Source organism: Bacteroides sp. CAG:189, assembly GCF_000432295.1.
Lineage (GTDB): Bacteria > Bacteroidota > Bacteroidia > Bacteroidales > Bacteroidaceae > Bacteroides > Bacteroides salyersiae.
Genome location: NZ_HF991079.1, coordinates 1 through 21,900, shown reverse-complemented (window position 1 = coordinate 21,900; position 21,900 = coordinate 1). Strand labels below are relative to the sequence as shown.

Annotated in this window: 11 protein-coding genes; 9 read left to right on the top strand and 2 right to left on the bottom strand. The window is 44.5% G+C overall.

What is annotated here, in order from left to right:
- The first annotated feature begins 443 nt into the window (after window positions 1-443).
- The 5 genes from QVP90_RS11410 to QVP90_RS11390 all read left to right on the top strand — a co-directional run bounded on the left by QVP90_RS11410 (window position 444) and on the right by QVP90_RS11390 (window position 10,826).
- Window positions 444-3,182 carry a T9SS type A sorting domain-containing protein gene (locus tag QVP90_RS11410; protein ID WP_021936496.1) on the top strand — a complete coding sequence of 913 codons (2,739 nt, stop codon included), beginning with the start codon at window positions 444-446 and terminating at the stop codon, window positions 3,180-3,182.
- A gap of 71 nt (window positions 3,183-3,253) precedes the next feature.
- Entirely contained in the window at window positions 3,254-5,137 is a 1,884-nt protein-coding gene (locus QVP90_RS11405) for a right-handed parallel beta-helix repeat-containing protein (protein ID WP_021936495.1), read from the top strand.
- Window positions 5,124-7,373: a glycoside hydrolase family 31 protein gene (locus QVP90_RS11400; RefSeq protein ID WP_021936494.1), complete on the top strand. Its 2,250-nt coding sequence runs from the start codon at window positions 5,124-5,126 to the stop codon at window positions 7,371-7,373. The genes QVP90_RS11405 and QVP90_RS11400 overlap by 14 nt, the downstream gene beginning before the upstream one ends.
- A gap of 25 nt (window positions 7,374-7,398) precedes the next feature.
- The gene (locus QVP90_RS11395) at window positions 7,399-9,210 is read left to right on the top strand and encodes a corrinoid protein (RefSeq protein WP_264380776.1); all 1,812 of its coding nucleotides are present in this window, start codon (window positions 7,399-7,401) and stop codon (window positions 9,208-9,210) included.
- Window positions 9,211-9,251: 41 nt separating this feature from the next.
- The gene (locus tag QVP90_RS11390; RefSeq protein WP_264381138.1) at window positions 9,252-10,826 is read left to right on the top strand and encodes a sodium:solute symporter; all 1,575 of its coding nucleotides are present in this window, start codon (window positions 9,252-9,254) and stop codon (window positions 10,824-10,826) included.
- 9 nt (window positions 10,827-10,835) lie between these two features.
- On the opposite strand, the gene QVP90_RS11385 is transcribed toward QVP90_RS11390, so the two are convergent.
- Both QVP90_RS11385 and QVP90_RS11380 read right to left on the bottom strand, forming a co-directional pair.
- Window positions 10,836-11,522, bottom strand: coding sequence for a vitamin B12 dependent-methionine synthase activation domain-containing protein (locus tag QVP90_RS11385; RefSeq protein ID WP_021936491.1), 687 nt, complete (start codon window positions 11,520-11,522; stop codon window positions 10,836-10,838).
- Window positions 11,523-11,530: 8 nt separating this feature from the next.
- Window positions 11,531-12,544, bottom strand: coding sequence for a uroporphyrinogen decarboxylase family protein (locus QVP90_RS11380; protein WP_005925532.1), 1,014 nt, complete (start codon window positions 12,542-12,544; stop codon window positions 11,531-11,533).
- A 138-nt stretch (window positions 12,545-12,682) separates the two neighbouring features.
- Between QVP90_RS11380 and QVP90_RS11375 the strand changes: the two genes are divergently transcribed.
- The 4 genes from QVP90_RS11375 (at window position 12,683) to QVP90_RS11360 (ending at window position 21,861) form a co-directional block, all read left to right on the top strand.
- Window positions 12,683-15,127 (top strand): glycoside hydrolase family 95 protein, encoded by a 2,445-nt coding sequence (locus QVP90_RS11375; protein WP_192909949.1) that lies wholly within the window; start codon window positions 12,683-12,685, stop codon window positions 15,125-15,127.
- A 14-nt stretch (window positions 15,128-15,141) separates the two neighbouring features.
- A complete protein-coding gene (locus QVP90_RS11370; RefSeq protein WP_021936489.1) occupies window positions 15,142-16,344 on the top strand; it encodes a glycoside hydrolase family 88/105 protein in 1,203 nt (400 codons plus the stop codon).
- A 19-nt stretch (window positions 16,345-16,363) separates the two neighbouring features.
- Entirely contained in the window at window positions 16,364-17,821 is a 1,458-nt protein-coding gene (locus tag QVP90_RS11365) for a glycoside hydrolase family 140 protein (protein WP_021936488.1), read from the top strand.
- Between the two features lie 236 nt (window positions 17,822-18,057).
- Entirely contained in the window at window positions 18,058-21,861 is a 3,804-nt protein-coding gene (locus tag QVP90_RS11360) for a family 78 glycoside hydrolase catalytic domain (protein WP_021936487.1), read from the top strand.
- Window positions 21,862-21,900 lie beyond the last annotated feature (39 nt).

The window sequence follows — 21,900 nt, the reverse complement described above, 5'->3', positions numbered from 1 at the left end:
AATATCTTAAGTGCAAGAAAGCGTATTCTTACCTAACAAAGAAAGCTGTTTAACATAGCCTTAATATTAATTTCCTGTACCAGTGAATCTGTCTTCTTTCTCTTTGGGATATGGTGGTTTGTTTGATATACAATGTTTTATATTGGAGCATTGCTTCCCGTAAAATCTTCTTGTCCTACTGATTTGAAAAAAGCAACTTTGCTTATACTTGTCAATATGACAGCTTCATGAACGTTCTATCCGGAAAACACGCCATACTTGTATTCCAATTTCAAATCTTGATGCTTATTTTATAGCTATGAATCTGATTAGAGTCAAAGCATTGAAAGTGGTAAATTTATAATAAGGAAGAATAACTACCGTAGGCATTTTCTAATAATAAAATGAGTACACCGAATTGCTTTGTTCGTTTATAAGTGTATATACTACAATAAATGGTTATTATGAAAAACAGATTTACTCTTTTTGCCATGTTGCTGATCTCAACTGGTATTTTGGCACAATCACCTGTTAAAGTTGATTTTAATAAAGACGAACGGGCTTTGGATGAAGTTCACGAACCGGGTTATGAATCTTGGGTTATCACAAACTGTGTAGATACTACTAAAGTAATTAATGGCATAAAAATTACAATGGCTAATGGAAAAGAATCTGACGGAGCCAGTTTAAAATCTCATTGGCATAAAGTAGGTATTCAGGCTCCTTATTATGCACGGTTGGTTAGCGATGGATTGACGGTGAATGGAGGAGATATGTATGCGGAAATAGATATGACGATAGAAGGTCTTGCGCCCGGCTCCCACTCTTTATTGACTTATCACAATACGCTGGATAGTCCGGATGACAAGACGTTCGGTATGATTGATGTCTTTGTAAATGGTGAGTTGAAAGTAGAAGGGTTGATGCAGTCGAACCGGGTGTTGAGTACGTATGACGCTGCTACTGCCTATGTCACATTCGATGTGAAAGAGAATGAACCGGTTGTGGTTACTTTCCGGTCGAACGAGGATAGTCCGAGCGATGCATCATGGAATATAGTGATAAACGGTTTCTGTCTCGATGTTCCCGATGCCGGTAAACAAGCAAAGTCTCCTTTTCCCGCAGATCGGGATTTGCATGCTGAAGTAGAAAATGGTAACTGTACATTGAAGTGGACAGCAGCTCAGAGTGCGGTGTTACATGATGTGTATTTGGGGACGGATTTGAATCTGGTTACGAATGCGGATAAGACTTCGTCTTGCTACAAAGCTTCTCAGACGAATACTACTTTTGACTGCACGAATCTTTATAGTATGAATACTTACTATTGGCGTGTGGATGAAGTGGAAGAAGACGGAACTGTGACGAAAGGAGAAGTATGGAGTTTTATGCCGTGTCAATTGGCCTTCCCCGGTGCAGAAGGGTATGGCCGTTATGCGCGTGGTGGCCGTGGCGGTAAGGTGGTCTATGTTACTAATCTGAATGATGCCGGTCCCGGTAGCTTTCGTGAGGCGGTAACGAATGGGAGCGGGCCTCGTACCGTATTGTTTGCTGTTTCCGGCATCGTTCGTTTGGAATCCAGAATAATGTCGAATGAACAAATAACCATAGCCGGGCAAACCGCTCCGGGCAAAGGAGTTTGTTTTCGGGCGGCTCCGATAGGGATTAACAGTGAATCAGTATGTCGTTTTCTGAGGATCCGCTTGGGAGGAGGAACTACTTATGACGGGCTGGGAATGGCCGGTACAAATCATAGTATTGTAGACCATTGTTCGGTTAGTTGGACAATCGATGAAGCATTCAGCTCTCGTGGAGCGAAAAATCTTACATTGCAGAGAACATTGATATCTGAAGCGTTGAATTGTGCAGGACATCAGAATTATCCTGCGGGAACGGAACACGGATATGCCGGAACCATTAGCGGACAAACCGGATCTTTTCATCATAATTTATTGGCTCATTGCAATGGGCGTAATTGGAGTGTGGGAGATGCGATTGACGGAAGCGGAACGTGGGTAAGCAAACTCGACGTATTTAATAATGTGGTTTATAATTATGGAAGTCGTGCTACCGATGGTGAAGTGCATAAATTGAACTTTGTGAACAACTATTATAAAAAAGGAGCGGCAACGACTGTCGGTCACATCTTGAAACTGGAAATTAAGGGATTTGGAGCGGGAACGGAACAGGCTTATTATTCTGGAAATATCATTGAAGATAAAAACGGAAATCTTCTGAATGACGGTACGGACAATCAGTTTGGACGTATATATACTTTGGATAGCGGTTCTTCCGAACCGACTTATGAGGTATTTCCCGATGAACCGTTTTTCCCCTCTTATGCCACTATACATACCGCCAAAGATGCTTATAAATCAGTCTTGTCTGATGTTGGTTGCAATCTTCCCCTTTTGGATGAACACGATCAACGAATCGTGCGTGAAACATTGGAAGGGTCTTATACATATGTCGGAAGCGAAACAGGGAAAAAAGGCTTGATAGATAATGAAGCGGATGCTGGTGGTTATGAGAATTATCCGGAAATAACAATTGATCTGGATGAATTTGATACGGATCGGGATGGATTGCCTAATTGGTGGGAAGAGATGTTCGGATTGAATCCGAATTCACCGGAAGGTGATTTCTCCGATTCAAATGCTGATGATGACAGGGATGGGTATACTAATCTGGAAGAATATTTGCATTGGATGGCTACACCGCATTACGAAGTAAAAACCGGAGAAACCGTTGAAATCGATTTGACGAAATATACCCGTGGATTTGAAAAGAATCCGGTTTATACAGTAACGAAGATAGATAACGGGACAGCGACTGTGGATGGCAACATCCTGAAGATAACTCCGGAAGAGAGCTTTGGCGGAATTTTTTACGTTGATTTTACAGTTACGGATGCCGAAGGCTCTGCCTGTACAAGAAATATTGGGGTGAAAGTAGGAGACCGGGCGGTAGGCGTTGAACCGGTATCCGATACCAGGCAATTTGCGGTTAATGCATATCCCAATCCTGTGACTGATTATTTATACGTCTCTACCGAGAGTACCGGTGATGCGAAGATTCAGGTCATGAATGCTTACGGAAACAGCGTGTTGACGGAAACCTGTAATGTATCTCCGAATGTAGCATGTAAATTGGATGTTTCGTTTTTGCCGATGGGCATTTATTTCTTGAAGATTCAGCAGTAAGGCTTAAGTGAAACCATTAAGTTTATTAAGAAGTAGCAGATTGTCTGAATTATTCAAAGATTCGATTGCATATGGAATATCGTTTGTCTATTTCTATTATAGCTTTATTGTGTACTGTAAATTTCGCTTTTGCAGGTGAAATATGGGTTTCCGTAACAGGAAATGACAAGCATGCGGGGACTCGGGAGATGCCTTTACGTACAGTAGCACAAGCACTGAAGCAGGCAAGGGAATGGCGTCGCTTATCCGATCCGGCGGTCGAAGGAGGAATTAATATTCGATTGGAACGAGGTATATACCCACAGGACGAGATACTGTTTCTACGTCCGGAGGATAGTGGAACGGAGGAGTCGCCTACAGTCATAGAGGCTGTGGAACCGGGAAAGGCGGTGCTTAGTGGGGGAATCCGCGTAACCGGATGGAAACCGGTTACAGATTTTCCTGCCGGGCTTCCGGAAGTTGCACGCGGAAAAGTGTGGGTGGCGGATGCTCCCGAGATAGGTAACCGGATATTGGAGTTCCGCCAATTATGGGTAAACGGAGAGAAAGCTATTCGTACGACTTGGCTTGCGCCGGGTGAGATGAAACGGATACTTGATTTCGATACGGAAAAAAGAGAGATATGGGTGCCTACTCCGGCTATAAAAGGGTTGGAAAATGAATCCCGGTTGGAAATGACGGTGCATCAGCGCTGGGCGATTGCTATCTTGCGCGTGAAAGATTGGGAGGTGCAGGGGGAACGTACCCGTGTCACGTTTCATCAGCCAGAAAGCCGCCTTGAGTTTCAGCATCCTTGGCCACAGCCGGTTATCGGAGGTGAGAAGGGAAATTCTTCCTTTACGTTGGGTAATGCAATTCGTTTGCTGGACCGGCCGGGGGAGTGGTATCAGGAGTATCCTTCCGGAAAAATCTATTATTGGCCGAAAGAAAATGTGGATCTTTCAACGACAGAAGTAGTAGCACCTGTATTGGAAACACTGTTGGAAGTGGATGGTTCTTTAGAAAGAACCGTTTCTTATATTTCATTTAAAGGGGTTAGTTTTGAATATGCATCCTGGAATCGTCCTTCTTTGTATGGGCATGTTACTTTACAGGGGGGGATGTATCTGAAGGATGCCTATAAGCTTGCTGTTCCCGGACTACCGGAAAAGGCGGAATTGGAAAACCAAGCCTGGATCGAACGTCCGGGAGCAGCTTTGCAAATTAGAGGAGCCCGGCAAATTAACTTTTCAGGATGTACTTTTAAACATTTGGGAGCCACAGGGCTGGATTATGAATGGGTGGTAAATAATTGTCGTGTAGAAGGATGTTTGTTCACCGATATCGGAGGAACTGCTTTGGCATTGGGAGCGTTCCCTGCCGGCGGTTTTGAGACGCATGTCCCTTATATGCCGGAAGATGAAAGAGAATATTGCTCTGACATTCGTATCGCCAATAATCTGATTACGGAAGTGACCAATGAAGATTGGGGATGTGTGGGTATCGGTGCGGGATACGTGCGTAATATGACGATCGAACATAATGAAGTGAGTTATGTGAACTATTCCGGTATCTGTGTCGGTTGGGGATGGACACCGTTGGATAGCGGAATGAAAAATAACCGGATTCATGCGAATTATGTACATCATTTTGCCTTGCAATTGTATGATGCCGGCGGTTTGTATACTTTATCCAATCAGCCGTCTTCGGAGATGACCGCCAATCGGATCGAACAGTTGGGAAATGCCCCTTATGCTACCAACGACCGGGCTTTTTATATTTATTTTGATGAAGCTACCGATGGATACCGGGTGAAAGACAACTGGTGTCCGGAACCCTTGTTTGATGCCAACCGTCCCGGTCCTGCTAATGTGTGGATAAACAACGGCCCGACTGTATCGGATTCAATAAAATCGGCAGCCGGACTGCAACCCGAATATAATTATTTAAAAGATAGTATCCATGAAACAAACTAATTATCATTTGTTCGATTTTCTGGATTTCGATACCGAACTGAAGACCGACGAATCCCTTTGGAAAGCTTGTAAACCTACTTCTATCTATGAAAGGGGGGGGGATATATATTTGACTGTTCCTTTTCAGAAACAAATGCTTTCAAACGATATGGCTGCGGACGTGAATGTTTCACGGAAAGAATATACCCTGAAAATCCGTTATTATTCGCCCCATATCCTTCGTTTATATACTGGGTTGGGAGAGGCCGATTGGGAGGAGGAGACAGAAATGTTGAAAATGGCTTCCGACGTTCGTAAGGTACCGCTGACAGTGAGTGAGGATCACGGTTTGTGGAGTGTATGTGATGAAGATGGTCAGTTGCGTGCCCTTATCAATTTGCGCGAACCTGTACTTGAGCATTGGAGCAATCTGCTTCCGCCCCCGCAGGAAACGTTGGATATTACTTTTTACCCGGATACCAAGAAGTCGGTCCGGCTCAGTGCCTATGATCATTTTTCTCCTCCGAGACATGATGCTCTTCCTTTGGCATATTGCACAAAGAACGGGCGTAAGGAACGGGCTACCGTTTCATTCGAATGTTTGCCCGATGAAGCATTTGCCGGTACAGGCGAACGTTTTTATAAGATGGATTTGAGCGGGCATACGCTTCAGTTGAAGAATCAGGACGGACAAGGTGTAAATAACCGCCGTGCTTATAAAAATATACCTTTCTATCTGTCGAGCCGGATGTATGGAGTATTTTATCATACCAGTTCACATTGTAAACTTTCATTAGCCGATCATTCTACACGCTCGGTACAATTTCTGAATGATCAGGCACAATTGGATGTGTTTCTGATCGGTGGAGATATGCCGGAGGAAATTCTTTACGGGTATCGTTGCTTGACCGGTTTTCCGCCAATGTTGCCGCTTTGGAGTTATGGAGTATGGATGAGTCGTATGACTTATTTTAGTGCGGACGAAGTAAATACTATTTGTGACCGTATGCGTGCCGAACATTATCCTTGTGATGTTATTCATCTGGATACGGGGTGGTTTAAAACCGACTGGTTATGTGAATGGAAATTTAATGAAGAACGTTTTCCGCAACCGGAGAACTTTATCCGGCGATTGAAAGAAAGAGGATACCGGGTGTCTCTTTGGCAATTGCCTTATGTGGCAGATGATGCCGAACAGATAGAGGAAGCGAAAGCCAATCGTTTTATCGGTCCGTTGACGAAGAAACAGGATACGGAGGGGTCGAACTTTTCAGCGCTCGATTATGCCGGTACTATTGATTTTACGTATCCGAAGGCAGTCGGATGGTATAAAGGATTGTTGAAAAAACTGCTCGATATGGGAGTGGTATGCATTAAAACCGATTTTGGAGAGAATATTCATATGGATGCGGCCTATTACGGCATGACACCCGAATTGCTGAATAATTTATATGCATTACTTTATCAAAAGGCAGCTTATGAAATTACCAAGGAAGTGACTGGTGACGGTATTGTGTGGGCGAGGGCTGCCTGGGCCGGTTGCCAACGCTATCCGCTTCATTGGGGTGGAGATTCGGCCAGTACATGGGACGGAATGGCAGGTTCTCTAAAAGGAGGGTTGCATTTCGGACTTTCGGGGTTTGCTTTTTGGAGTCACGATGTGCCGGGCTTTCACAGCTTGCCCGATTTTATGAATTCTCCCGTTTCTGATGATATATATGTGCGGTGGACGCAGTTCGGAGTTTTCTCATCGCACATTCGTTATCATGGGACCAGCAAACGGGAACCTTGGAGTTATCCGGCGATTGCTTCGATTGTAAAGAAATGGTGGAAACTGCGATATGCATTGATTCCTTATATTATGGAGCAAAGTGAAAAGGCAACCCGTACCGGCTATCCGGTATTGCGTGCATTGATTTTCCATCATCCGGAGGATAAGCTTTGTTGGCATATAGATGATGAGTATTACTTTGGTGATGATTTTCTGGTAGCTCCGGTTATGAATAGTGAGGGATACCGGGATGTTTATCTTCCTAAAGGAGAATGGGTAAACTTCTTTACAGGTGAATGTTTTGAAGGGGAGTGTTGGCTGAAGAAGGTAGACGTTCCTCTTGAAGAAATGCCTGTATATGTGCGTAGAGGCGCGACTATTCCGATGTATCCTGAAGAGGTGGATTGTACGGATGAGATGGATTTGAGTAAAAGCATATTGGTAAAAATAGACGATGCCTATAGGGGATTTTGGGCAGATCGTTAACATTCATAAAACATTGGCAGAGTGTATGAAAACTTGGAAAAGCAATTTAGAAGAGACCAAACAGCATTATTTGGATTGGTGGAATCATAAAGGAATCGTATTAAATATGTGGGAACACTTTCAGGAAGGAGTGGAACCGCATGCCGGGGTGGCAACTCCTCTCCCCCCCGTGGATCTGAATCAAAAATGGTTTGATCCGGAATGGAGAGCCGGATATCTGGATTGGTATGTGGCTCACAGCAGTTTGATGGCGGATATACTTCCCGTAGCCAATACGCAGTTGGGACCTGGTTCGTTAGCCGCTATTTTGGGAGGTGTGTTCGAAGGGGGAGAGGATACGATTTGGATACATCCCGATCCGGACTTCAAAGAGGATATTGTTTTTAATTCGGAGCATCCCAACTGGATATTGCATAAAGAGCTTTTGAAGGCTTGTAAAAAGAAAGCTGCCGGACATTACTATGTAGGTATGCCCGATTTGATGGAAGGGCTCGATGTGTTGGCCGCTTTAAAAGGTACAGACAAAGTTTTGCTGGATACCGTCATGCAGCCGGAGGTATTGGAACATCAGATGCAGCAAATCAATGATATCTATTTTAAGGTATTCGATGAATTATACGATATTATCCGTGAAGGAGATGAAATGGCTTTCTGTTATTTCTCATCGTGGGCACCGGGTAAGATGACTAAACTGCAAAGCGATATTTCGACTATGATCAGTGAAGATGATTATCGTCGTTTCGTGCAACCATTTATCCGGGAGCAATGTCGAAAAATCGAGTATACGTTGTATCATTTGGATGGAGTAGGAGCGATGCACCATCTGCCTGCTTTGCTTGAGATAGACGAACTGAATGCTATTCAATGGACGCCGGGGGTAGGCGAACCGCAGGGAGGCTCGCCGAAGTGGTACGATCTGTATAGAAAAATATTGGCTGCCGGTAAGAGTGTGATGGCTTGTTGGGTTACACTTGACGAGTTGAAACCCTTACTCGATGCCATCGGTGGTGACGGGGTGCATATCGAGATGGATTTTCATAATGAAAAAGAGGTGGAACAAGCCATGAAGATAGTGGAAGAGTATACGTCGAAAGTAAATTCGGAAGCTGTTGGCGAAACCGGAGAGAAGCAAAACTCCGTCAATGACACCGAGCTTGAGAAAATAAAGATCGACCGGGTTTCGGAGAAATCTGACGAGGCTCTGCAACCGTTGTTCGACGCTATTGTAGGCGGAAGGCTGGAATCTGCCGTGGAAGTGACGAAACAGGCTATTGCCGATGGGGTTGCTCCCCAGGAAATCATAAATAAATATATGATAAAGGCGATGGGAGAAGTAGGACAGCGTTTTCAGGACGGTAAGGCTTTTGTTCCCCAATTGTTGATGGCCGGTCGTGCGATGAAAGGTGCTTTGGAATTATTGAAACCATTGTTGCAAGGAACGGCTTCTACTACAATTGGTAAAGTTGTGATCGGTACGGTGAAAGGAGATTTGCATGACATCGGCAAGAATTTGGTAGCTTCTATGTTGGAAGGCTGTGGATTTGAAGTGATTAATATCGGTATAGATGTATCGTGTGATAAGTTTGTTGAGGCTGTGAAAGATAATCATGCGGATATTTTGTGTATGAGTGCGTTGCTGACCACTACCATGACGTATATGAAAGAGGTGATACATGCGTTGGAGGCTGCCGGTATTCGCAGGCAGGTTAAAGTGATGATTGGCGGGGCACCTGTCAGCCAGGGATTTGCCGACGAAATAGGGGCCGACGGATATAGTGACAATGCCAACACGGCTGTTTCCGTGGCAAAGGAATTGATGAGCCTTCATCGTCAATAGATAAATGATGTAGAACTTTTTATTTAATACCGACCGGAATGATGCATGTTAAATTTTTAGATACGCTGGATTGGGGTATCCTGATCACTTATTTTTTAATATTAGTAGCGATTGGAATATGGGCCAGCCTGAAAAGGAAGAAAGGGAGCAGTCTTTTTCTTGCAGAGAACTCATTGAAATGGCATCACATCGGTTTTTCCATGTGGGGAACCAATGTGGGGCCTTCCATGCTGATTGCCTCGGCCAGTGCCGGTTTCACTACCGGCATTGTATCAGGCAATTATGCTTGGTATGCTTTTGTATTTATTGCTTTATTGGCTTTTGTTTTTGCTCCACGATATTTAGGAATGCATGTATCCACTTTGCCGGAGTTTATGGGATACCGCTTCGGGCAGTCTACCCGTAATATTCTGGCTTGGTACACCATTGTTACTATTTTGATTTCTTGGCTGGCGTTGACTTTGTTTGCCGGTGGAGTTTTGATCCGGCAGGTCTTTGATATACCGATGTGGCAATCAGCATTGACTCTATTGGTTATATCTGCATTTTTCACGATGGCGGGCGGATTAAAGGCGGTGGCTTATACTAATGTATATCAAATGCTGTTGTTGATTTTTGTGTCGGCAACACTTACAGTTGCAGGAATATACAAGGTCGGGGGGATTGACGCACTGGTGGATGCCGTACCGGCAAATTACTGGAATCTGTTTTTGTCGAAGGATGATCCGGCTTTCCCTTGGCTTCCCATTATATTGGGGTATCCCATTATGGGGGTCTGGTTCTGGTGTACGGATCAGTCGATGGTACAACCGGTTCTGGCTGCAAAGAATCTGAAAGAGGGTCAGAAAGGAGCTAATTTTACAGGATGGTTGAAGATATTGGATGTTCCTTTGTATATTTTGCCCGGTATTTTGTGTCTGGCACTTTATCCGGAGTTAGCCAATCCGGATGAGGCGTATATGACTATGGTGACGAATTTGTTTCCGACCGGTATGGTGGGCTTGGTTCTGGCGGTGTTGACGGCGGCGCTGGTAAGCACTATCGGGTCGGCTCTGAATGCATTGAGCACGGTGTTCACAATGGATATATATGTGAAAAACTTCAACCCGGAGGCCAGTCAGAAGGAGATTATCCGTACAGGGCATGTTGTGACGTTGGTTGGTGCTTTGTTGTCTGTGGTTATTACAGTTGCCATCGATAGCATCAAGGGATTGAATTTATTCAATATATTCCAGTCTGTATTAGGATTTATCGCTCCTCCGATGGCAGCAGTATTTTTGCTTGGTGTATTTTGGAAACGTACTACTACGTTGGCGGCGAATCTGGCTTTGACCTTGGGAACAGTTTTCAGCATCGGAGTCGGTGTCCTTTATTTATGGGTATTTCCTGTCGGACAATATTCGTTTTGGCCTCATTTCATGATGTTATCATTCTATCTGTTTGTAATTATCAGTATGGGGATGGTATTAATCAGTCTGTTTGATAAACGTTCTTCAAAACAGGTGTTTGATATAAAACAGGTGATGGAGAAAACATCGAAAGGGGTGGTTGTGGCATGGGTATTGCTTGCTGTTGTCATGTTGGGGCTTTATCTTTTTTTCAATGGGCATTCATAGCCTGTTTAGTTATTTCTTTTTCCGGCGATAGCATGCATCGTAAGTACACAGACCGCAGGTATAGTCAACTTTATGTACGGCGGAACCGGTTCCGATGATTCCGCTTACCGATTTGATAGGAATCATCAGGCTGGAATCCGAGAGGTGGATACCACAAGGATGAGGGGATGGAAATAAGGAGAAAAGAAGATGCTGCTCGGAAACGTGCCATCCGCAATAGCCGGGACTGAACCGGTTGGTATGTTTCCACTCTTGGGAGGCAATGTACTTTTCTAATGCAAGCTCCATACAGTCTGCTGTCTTTTCGGCAATGACGCTACCTATTGTATCGGCAATATAGTTTTTTAAGGGATCGTTCTCCTGCCGTAATGTTTGTTGAAACCGCTCGAAATCGTAGCCTGCTGTGGCAACAAAAAAAACAAAACTTTCCGATTTTCTTAATTGCCGGGTTATGATCTTTCCTAAATGAAAGGTGATATGCTTCACGGTTAATGTCTCTTTCATTGTGTCTAATTGTCCGTTTATACTAAAAAAAAGAAAAGACGGACGGGCAATGGCGGAAATTTGTTTTAGTAACTTTTGTGTCTCTGCTTCTATTTCCGGCTCAGGAACCGTTTGATTGCCATATCCCATCATCTCGTAGATTTCGGATGATGAGACAGGCAAATCGGAAAGAGTGAGTTGTTGTTCAATCATTTTCTGGGTTATCTGTTTTGATTGAACTCTTTTAGTGCCTCATAAAAGGCATCGATGTTTTCAGATGGTGTACAAGGAGGAATATCGCAACCGGAAGAAAGGACGAAATTAGGGTACTTTTCGGTTTCTTTCAACAAGTGCAAGGTTTCCGCTTTCATCTTTTCAGGCGTAGCGGCCTTGAATAAACTTACCGGATCAAGATTTCCCATAGCTAATGTCCGGGAAGGAACTTCTTTCAATGCATCTGCCATGTCGATTTTATTCCCGAAATGGTAGCCTGCCGATCCGGTATAAACCATGGCTGCCGTACAGTTTCCGGTATTTCCGCAATTGTGTAGTATCACAGAGAAATATTCATCCTGCACTTTGTCGACTATCTCTTTAATGAATATGGACGAGTATTGCATACAATCCTCATTGGACAATAATCCGGCAGCCGGTTCGGCCATGATGACACCATTGGCTCCGGTAGCTTTCAGAGCCATGCAATAGCGGAGTATGAAGTCTGTACATTTGCGCAATAATGTGATGGCGGCTTGGGGATTGATATAAATGAGCATCATGATTTCGGACATGTCGTAAAGTCGTCCTGCTAATGAATAGGGACCTATGCAACCGGCAAATACAGGCCGGTCGGTAATGTGTCCCGCCGCCAGCATATTGGCTTTCAAATATTGGGGAATCCGTCCTTTGTTTAGAGCGGGGACTTCCAATGATTCAATGGCTGCTTCATCACGAAGCAGACGTCCGCTTACACTGGGAACTTCGTCTTCCGGAAAAACAATTTCCGCACCGAAAGCCTCTGCTTCTACCGTGAGATCCATGATTACCGTGACTGCGGCAGACGGGTATCGGTCGCACAGTGCCTGTATGGCTTCATAGTGTATTTGTCCGTTAGTGACGGCATCGCGTACAGTTTTATGAATGTACTCGATACCCGGGTGTGTCATGATGGGAATGGCACATCGTTGAGGGGTATCGATCTTTTCCTGTATCCAGGAATGCATGTTTATCTTTCCCATATCGTTTGATTTTACTTTTGCTAAAGGACGTATTATAAGCATCTCTTGTACTGTCTCTATTTACTTTTTTTATGCGGAATAAGTACAAAATACCGGTATTTGCGTCTATTCGATATAGAATTATACTACCACATATACATGAAAAGAATATCGATAAGCTTTTGCCTTTTACTGGCGATCTCTTTTGAGTGGCTTTCCGCACAGGAACATAAATTATGGTACGACCGTCCGGCTCAGGTATGGACAGAGGCTTTGCCTTTGGGAAACGGGCGTTTGGGTGCTATGGTATTTGGAAATCCGGCTGTGGAACAGTTACAGTTGAATGAAGAAACTCTTTGGGCCGGTCGTCCTAATAATAATGCAAATCCGGAAGGGTTGAAGTATATTCCGAAAGTAAGGGAATTGGTTTTTGCCGGTAAATACTTGGAAGCGCAAACACTTGCCACAGAAAAAGTAATGTCTAAAACAAATTCCGGTATGCCTTATCAAAGCTTCGGAGATCTGCGTATTTCGTTTCCCGGGCATACACGGTATCGGGATTATTATCGGGAGCTAAACTTGGATTCGGCCTGTGTGAAGGTAGGCTATCGGGTAGACGATGTTAATTACCTGCGTGAAATGTTTACTTCGTTTACCGATCAGGTGATCATGGTACGGTTGACAGCCGATAGACCCGGAAAGATAACGTTTAATGCCGTGTTGACTACGCCCCATCAGGATGCATTGGTTGATACGGATGGAGAATGTGTCACGCTCTCCGGAGTGTCTTCGTGGCATGAGGGGTTGAAAGGGAAAGTCGAATTTCAGGGACGTTTGGCCACAAGGGTACAGGGTGGCGCCGTTTCATGTAGAGATGGCGTTCTCACGGTGGAGGGTGCCGATGAAGCAGTTGTATATGTTTCGCTTGCCACCAACTTCATCAATTACAAGGATATCAGCGCTGATCAAGTGGAACGTGCCAGACAGTATTTGGAGAAGGCTATGCAAAAGAACTATACGGAAGCAAAGCAGTCTCATATCGATTTTTTCAAAGCGTATATGGATCGTGTCAGTTTAAATCTGGGAACGGGGAGTACGGAGCAGCTTCCTACCGATAAACGGGTAGAAAAATTTAAAACAACCCATGATGCCGGTTTGGTGGCCACCTATTTTCAGTTTGGCCGCTATTTGCTGATCTGTTCTTCCCAACCGGGCGGACAACCGGCCAATTTGCAAGGAATATGGAATGATAAACTTTTCCCTTCGTGGGATAGCAAATACACTTGTAATATTAATGTGGAGATGAATTATTGGCCTGCCGAGGTGACCAATTTGAGTGAACTCCATGAACCGTTGTTTCGGATGACGCGTGAAGTTAGCGAGACTGGAAAGGAGACGGCCGAAATCATGTATGGTGCGAAAGGATGGGTACTTCACCACAATACGGATATATGGCGGATTACCGGTCCTTTGGATAAAGCACCTTCGGGAATGTGGCCTTCGGGTGGAGCTTGGCTTTGCCGGCACTTGTGGGAGCGATATCTGTATACGGGCGATGTAGAGTTTTTACGTTCGGCTTATCCTATTATGAAAGAGGCGGGGCGTTTTTTTGATGAAACTATGGTGAAAGAGCCGTTGCATAACTGGTTAGTGGTGTGTCCGAGCAATTCTCCGGAGAACACGCATGCCGGAAGCGGTGGTAAAGCCACGACTGCTGCCGGGTGTACCATGGATAATCAGTTGGTATTTGATTTATGGACATCAATCATTGCTACTGCCCGGTTGTTGGGAGTCGATACTGAATATGCCAGTCATTTGGAAGAACGCCTGAAGGAGATGCCACCTATGCAAATCGGCCGTTGGGGGCAGTTGCAGGAATGGATGTTCGATTGGGATGATCCGGATGATATTCACCGGCATGTTTCTCATCTGTATGGTTTATTTCCCAGTAACCAAATATCACCGTATCGCACTCCTGAATTGTTTGACGCGGCACGTACTTCGTTGATTCATCGCGGAGATCCGTCTACAGGATGGAGTATGGGCTGGAAAGTTTGCTTGTGGGCACGTTTGCTCGATGGGAATCATGCTTATAAACTGATTACAGAACAACTGACTCTTGTACGGAATGAAAAGAAAAAAGGAGGTACGTACCCTAATCTGTTTGATGCTCATCCGCCTTTTCAGATCGATGGGAATTTCGGATGTACTGCCGGTATTGTGGAGATGTTGATGCAGAGTCATGATGGTTTTATTTATCTGCTTCCTGCTCTTCCGGATGTATGGGAAGAGGGAGAAATAAAGGGTATCGTGGCGCGCGGTGGCTTTGAAATGGATATCCGGTGGAAAAAAGGAAAAGTAGAGCAGGTAGTTATCCGTTCACGACACGGTGGAAACTGTCGGTTGCGTTCCTTGAATCGATTGACCGGAGAGGGGTTGCAACCGGCGGAAGGGAATAATCCGAATCCCCTGTATCGTACTCCTGAAATAGCGGCTCCATTGATTAATGTACAAGCTAAACTTCATGAAGTGAACTTACCTGAAACCTATTTGTACGATTTGCATACAGAGCCGGGAAAAGAATATAGGATTATTGGTAAATAAATCAGATGACAAATATGGATAAAAAGATGATTAAATGGATAATTCCTCTCTTGCTGATCGGAGGTTTCATATCCTGTACGAATGGTGGAAAAGAGGAAAAAGAGACTTGGAGTGTAAAAATGGCGCGTTCGGAGATACAACGTTTCCCGGAGCCCTGGATGATCGAGAAAGCAAAGAAACCCCGGTGGGGATATACACACGGACTGGTGGTAAAGTCTATGCTTGAGCTGTGGAAACATACAGGAGACAGTACTTATTACGAATATGCAAAGATCTATGCCGATAGTCTGATTGATGAAAGCGGAAGGATACGGACGATGAATTATCTTTCATTTAATATTGATAATGTGAATCCGGGAAAGATATTGTTTGATTTTTATGAACGCACACGCGATAGTCGGTATAAAATAGCGATGGACACGTTGCGCAAGCAGATGGCGGAACAACCCCGTACCCGGGAAGGCGGTTTTTGGCACAAACAGAGGTATCCTCACCAAATGTGGCTGGACGGCATTTTTATGGCTTCTCCTTATCTGTCACAATATGGGACGGTGTTTGGTGATACGACAGTATTTGCCGATGTCGTGAATCAGATCACTTTGATAGCCCGTAAAACGTATGATCCTGCCACCGGATTGTATTATCATGGCTGGGACGAAAGCCGTGAGCAGGCTTGGGCTGATAAGGAGACGGGGTGCTCACCGAACTTCTGGAGCCGTAGTATCGGTTGGTATGCTGCTGCTTTGGTAGATGTACTCGATTATCTGCCCGGAAAAACGGCCGGAAGAGATACGATATTGACGTTGATCAACGGTCTGGCGGCTTCATTAGTAAAATATCAGGATCCGGTGACGGGCGTGTGGTATCAGGTAATCGACAAAGGTGGCAGCGAAGGAAATTATTTAGAGTCTTCGGCTACTGCTTTATTTGTCTATTTCTTTAGTAAGGCTATTCGTGAAGGATATATCTCTACGGATTATAAAACGATGACAGACAGGGCTTTCAACGGTATGTTGAAGGAGTTCATCAAAGAGGAGCAGGATGGCTCTTATACGATAACGAATTGCTGTGCGGTAGCCGGGTTGGGTGGCGAACCGGTATATCGGGACGGAAGTTATGAATATTATATATCTGAACCGGTTATTGAGAACGATCCTAAATCCGTAGGAAGTTTTATTCTTGCGGCTATCGAATATGAAAAGTTAAACCATAAATAATTACGTAATATAACAACTAATGGATAAAAAAGAGTTTTTTTTTAGCTGGCTGGTTTTATTGGCTTTGTCTTTATTCGGTGAGAACGTTGCTGCGCAAAAGAAAGGAGAACGGTTGCCATGGGAAAATGGGAGGTTGGTCGTTTCGGAAGAGGGACGTTATCTGAAACATGAAAACGGAACACCGTTCTTCTGGCTGGGAGAAACAGGATGGTTGCTGCCGGAATGTCTGAACCGGGAGGAAGCCGCTTATTATCTGGAGAACTGTAAACAAGCCGGATATAATGTGGTGCAGATACAGACCATGAATCAAGTTCCTTCCATAAATATATACGGTCAATATTCATTGCCTGATGGGTTTAATTTCAAAAACATCGACAAGAAAGGAGTTTACGGCTATTGGGATCATATGGATTATATTATCAAAACAGCCGAGAAGAAAGGAATTTATATTGGTATGGTGTGCATTTGGGGGACACCTGTCGATGACGGATTAATGAATGTGAAAGAAGCACAGGCCTATGGGAAATTTCTTGCAGAACGCTATAAAGATGCACCCAATATCGTCTGGATGATCGGTGGAGATATACGCGGAGATGTGAAGACGGATGTTTGGGAAGCGTTGGCCCGTACTATCCGGGACATTGATACTCATCATCTGATGACTTTCCATCCACGGGGAAGAACCACTTCGGCTGCATGGTTTAATAATGCGGACTGGTTGGATTTCAATATGTTTCAGAGTGGGCACAGGCGTTATGGACAACGTAAGGGAGATGGTGATTATCCGATTGAGGAAAATACGGAAGAGGATAACTGGCGTTTTGTAGAACGCAGTATGGCTATGAAACCTATGAAACCGGTGATCGACGGTGAGCCGGTCTATGAAGATATTCCCCAGGGACTTCATGATCCGAATGAGACTCGCTGGCATGATGGTGATGTGCGGCGTTATGCTTATTGGTCGGTTTTTGCAGGTTCATTCGGGCATACTTATGGTCATAACGATATTATGCAGTTCATTAAACCCGGAGTGATCGGTGCTTTTGGAGCAGACGGTTCTAAAAAGACATGGGTGGATGCATTGAAAGATCCCGGATACAATCAGATGAAATATTTGAAGAATCTGATGTTGAGTGTTCCCTATTTCGAGCGCATTCCCGATCAGAGTGTGATTGCCGGAGTAAACGGTGAACGTTATGACCGTGCCATAGCCACTCGGGGAAATGATTATCTGATGGTCTACAACTATACCGGCCGTCCGATGCAGATCGACTTGACCAAGATCAGTGGTGCAAAGAAAAATGTATGGTGGTATAACACCAAAAACGGAAAGTTGACTTACATCGGCGAATATGATAATAAGATAACTACTTTCCAATATGATGCCGGCTATATGAGTGGTAATGATCAGGTACTTATTGCGATCGATACCGATAAGAATTATATTGGAAAGGATTGGAGGACACTTGAACAGTGATTGTAATTAGTAGTCAAGAAAGTAGTCAAGTAGTTAAGTAGTCAAGTAGGATGGATTTATTCTGTGGATCGTTGTTTAATAACAGATTATCAATTATTTGTTTATCTCTTATCTCCTACTTTTGCTTAGCCACTCATTTACTTGATTACTTAATAACTCACCGGTCTATCTCCTACTTACTACTTAACTACTTGACTACTTAACTACTTTCTTGACTTTTTATAAAACATCGAATTATGAACAAATTTTTTTATTCCCTCTCTTTGCTATTGTTTTTTTTTCTATGTGAAGAGTTACGGGCGGATACGGTTATTACAGAAATCAGAACAGAGCAGTTAGTGGCACCGGTGGGTATCGATGCTCCGGCTCCCCGTTTGAGTTGGCAAATTACGTCGACGGAGAGAAATGTAATGCAAACGGGTTATCATATTCTGGTGTCTTCTTCACCGGAAAAATTAAATAAGAACGAAGGAGATCTTTGGGATTCCGGCAAAGTGCAGAGTGAGGATTCTCAATGGGTACCTTATGCCGGAAAGCAATTGAAAAGCAACATGCGTTGTTATTGGAAAGTAAAGAGTTATACTACTGCCGGTGAAACCCCGTGGAGCACCTCTTCCATGTGGACTATGGGGTTGCTTTCGGAAAACCGTTGGAAAGGTGTTTGGATCGGTATGGATAAAGCTTTCGAGTGGGATAGCGAGACACAATGGAGCAGATTGAGTGCGCGTTATCTTCGTAAAGAGTTTATGGTGGGCAAACCGGTAAAGCAGGCCACTATCCACATTGCCGGACTGGGATTGTACGAACTGTTTATAAACGGGCAAAGAGTAGGAGAGCAAGTATTGGCACCGGTTCCTACAGATTACCGTAAAACGATTCTTTATAATAGTTTTGATGTCACTTCATTGCTTACACAAAATAAAAATGCGATTGGCGTGACATTGGGTAACGGTCGTTTCTATACGATGCGTCAGAATTACAAACCTTATAAGATCGCTAATTTCGGATACCCTAAAATGCGTCTTAATCTGATCGTGGAGTATGAGGATGGCAGTTCGGAAACCATTGCCAGTGATTTAAGTTGGAAACTGACGGCTGACGGTCCTATCCGCAGTAATAATGAATATGATGGCGAAGAATATGACGCCCGTAAAGAAATGGATGGCTGGAATAAGATAGGATATGATGATGCGTCGTGGTTGCCTGTTCAACGGGTGAGTGTTCCCACAGGTACATTGCGGGCGTCCATGACGCCTAATATGAAAGTGGTAGATCGTATCACCCCTGTGGCCATTCATAAAATCGGTGAAAAGTATATCTTGGATATGGGACAAAATATGGCCGGCTGGATACGAATGAAAATAAAAGGGGCGGCAGGAGACAGCATCCGGCTTCGTTTTGCCGAGTTATTACAACCCGACGGTGAATTGTATATGGACAATCTGCGGGATGCCCGGGTGACTGATACGTATATATGCCGGGGGATTGAAAAAGAAACGACATGGGCACCTCGCTTTGTTTATCATGGTTTTCGTTATGTGGAGGTGACGGGGTATCCCTCTCCCGAGTTAACTGATTTTACAGGTGAAGTAGTAAGTGACGAGATGGAGCATTTGGGAACTTTCTCTTGTTCTGACAGTACGTTGAATCGGATTTACAGGAATGCTTATTGGGGGATTCTATCCAATTATAAAGGAATGCCGGTCGACTGTCCGCAACGTAATGAACGTCAGCCTTGGCTGGGCGATCGGGTAATGGGATGTTGGGGAGAAAGCTATCTGTTCGGGAATGGTCCGTTATATGCCAAATGGGCAAAAGATATTTGTGATGCCCAGCGTGAAGACGGTTGTATCCCTGATGTGGCTCCGGCTTACTGGAATTATTATTCGGATAATATGACGTGGCCCGCAGCTCTTTTACTTTCTTGTGATATGATGTATACGCAGTATGGCAATAAACAGCCGATAGAAAGGCATTATGATGCCATGAAACGTTGGTTGAAACATATGCGTGAGGAGTATATGACGGAGGATTTTATTCTGACAAAAGATAAATATGGTGACTGGTGCCTTCCACCGGAATCATTAGAATTGATCCATAGTCGGGATCCAGAGCGTAAGACGGACGGCTCATTGATTGCAACGGCCTATTATCTGAAGATGTTACAACTGATGCATCGTTTTGCTTCAGTGCAGGGCTTGGAAGAAGAAGCCCGCCAATGGGGAGCATTGGAACGGAAGATGAAAGATGCTTTCAATGCCCGTTTCTTGACAGTAAAAACGGGAACTTCACCCGTGCCAGGTCATCCGCTTTATCCGGATAGCATTTATTATGGCAATAATACAGCTACTGCCAATATCTTGCCTTTGGCTTTCGGGCTGGTACCGAAACCATATATACCGGAAGTAGTAAAGAATGTGGTGACTGCTATCATTACCAAAAATGGGGGGCATATCTGTTGCGGAGTGATCGGAGTGCAGTGGTTATTGCGTGAGTTGACTCGGAAAGGTTATGCCGATGTCGCTTATTTGCTTGCTTCAAACCGGACTTATCCCAGTTGGGGATATATGGCGGAACAAGGAGCTACCACTATCTGGGAGTTATGGAATGGAAATACGGCTCGTCCGGAGATGAACAGTGGCAATCATGTTATGTTGTTGGGCGATTTACTTTCTTGGTGTTACGAAAGTTTGGGAGGAATCCGGAGTAGCCGTCAGCAGGTCGGTTTCAAGCAGATTGTGATGAAGCCCGGTTTTGAGATACAGGGTGTGAGCCGGGTGAATGCTTCTTATAAAACTCCTTACGGGGTGGTGGAGAGCCATTGGAACAAGACGCTGACTCATCTGCAATGGGACATCACTATTCCTGTCAATACCACGGCTGAAGTCTACTTTCCCGATGGAAAAGTGGAGACATTGGGGTCAGGGACTTATCATTACGATGTGGAGATACCTACCCGGCACAAGGCTATTTTGAAGGATCAGTTCTTGTATGAACAGGCCGCCTTTCCCGAATGTCATGGAGCAACTGTTGCCGAGACTCCGAAAGGAGATCTGGTAGCTGCCTTTTTTGGCGGAACGAAGGAAAGGAATCCTGATTGTTGTATCTGGGTTTGCCGAAAAGTAAAGGGAAGTGATGTGTGGACGCCTCCGGTAAAGGTGGCTGATGGGGTAATTACACCGACTTTGCGTGAAGCCTGCTGGAATCCTGTGTTGTTTCAACTACCGAAAGGCGAGTTGATGCTTTTTTATAAAAGGGGAGATAAGGTAGCCAACTGGACGGGATGGCTGATACGTTCTAAAAACGGTGGCAAAACTTGGAGTTCTCCCGAGAAGTTGCCGGACGGTTTCTTGGGACCAGTGAAGAACAAGCCCGAATATATCAATGGACGCATTATCTGTCCTTCGAGTACAGAAGGTGAGAACGGGTGGAGAATTCATTTTGAAATTTCGGACGACCGAGGGAAGACTTGGCGTAAAGTAGGACCATTGGAAGCTGATCTGGCTTTATTGACCCAGCATCAGGGAGGGAGTAATGCTGGTAAAGCAGAAGAGGAAGATGATCCGGAAGGCGGAGAGGTGGTTCGTGACAAGAATCTGAAACCTATTTATGCTATTCAGCCGAGTTTGTTGAAGCATAAAGACGGTCGTCTACAAATCCTTTGCCGTACCCGGAACGGAAAATTAGCGGAAGCCTGGAGCGCAGACAATGGGGACTCATGGACGAAGCTGCGGTTGACGGAGGTGGTTAACAATAACTCCGGTACGGATGCTGTCACGTTGAAAGACGGTCGTCACCTGTTAGTATATAACGATTTCGGAGCACTGCCGGGAACCCGTAAAGGAGTACGTACTCCTTTGAGCGTTGCTATTTCCGAAGATGGAATGACTTGGGATGCTGCGGTTGTATTGGAAGATAGCCCGATAAGCCAGTATTCTTATCCGTCCGTGATTCAAGGTAAGGATGGTAAGGTCCATATTGTATATACCTGGCGACGCCAGCGAATTAAATATGTAGAATTAGACGTTGATCAATTATAATAAAAAATAAAGCCTCTCCCCAACCCTCTCCGTGGGAGA

Coding starts and splice junctions, on each gene's coding strand:
- QVP90_RS11360 (WP_021936487.1), top strand. CDS start 18,058: ATGAACAAATTTTTTTATTCCCTCTCTTTGCTATTGTTTTTTTTTCTA.
- QVP90_RS11395 (WP_264380776.1), top strand. CDS start 7,399: ATGAAAACTTGGAAAAGCAATTTAGAAGAGACCAAACAGCATTATTTG.
- QVP90_RS11410 (WP_021936496.1), top strand. CDS start 444: ATGAAAAACAGATTTACTCTTTTTGCCATGTTGCTGATCTCAACTGGT.
- QVP90_RS11375 (WP_192909949.1), top strand. CDS start 12,683: ATGAAAAGAATATCGATAAGCTTTTGCCTTTTACTGGCGATCTCTTTT.
- QVP90_RS11400 (WP_021936494.1), top strand. CDS start 5,124: ATGAAACAAACTAATTATCATTTGTTCGATTTTCTGGATTTCGATACC.
- QVP90_RS11390 (WP_264381138.1), top strand. CDS start 9,252: ATGCATGTTAAATTTTTAGATACGCTGGATTGGGGTATCCTGATCACT.
- QVP90_RS11370 (WP_021936489.1), top strand. CDS start 15,142: ATGGATAAAAAGATGATTAAATGGATAATTCCTCTCTTGCTGATCGGA.
- QVP90_RS11405 (WP_021936495.1), top strand. CDS start 3,254: ATGGAATATCGTTTGTCTATTTCTATTATAGCTTTATTGTGTACTGTA.
- QVP90_RS11380 (WP_005925532.1), bottom strand. CDS start 12,544: ATGGGAAAGATAAACATGCATTCCTGGATACAGGAAAAGATCGATACC.
- QVP90_RS11365 (WP_021936488.1), top strand. CDS start 16,364: ATGGATAAAAAAGAGTTTTTTTTTAGCTGGCTGGTTTTATTGGCTTTG.
- QVP90_RS11385 (WP_021936491.1), bottom strand. CDS start 11,522: ATGATTGAACAACAACTCACTCTTTCCGATTTGCCTGTCTCATCATCC.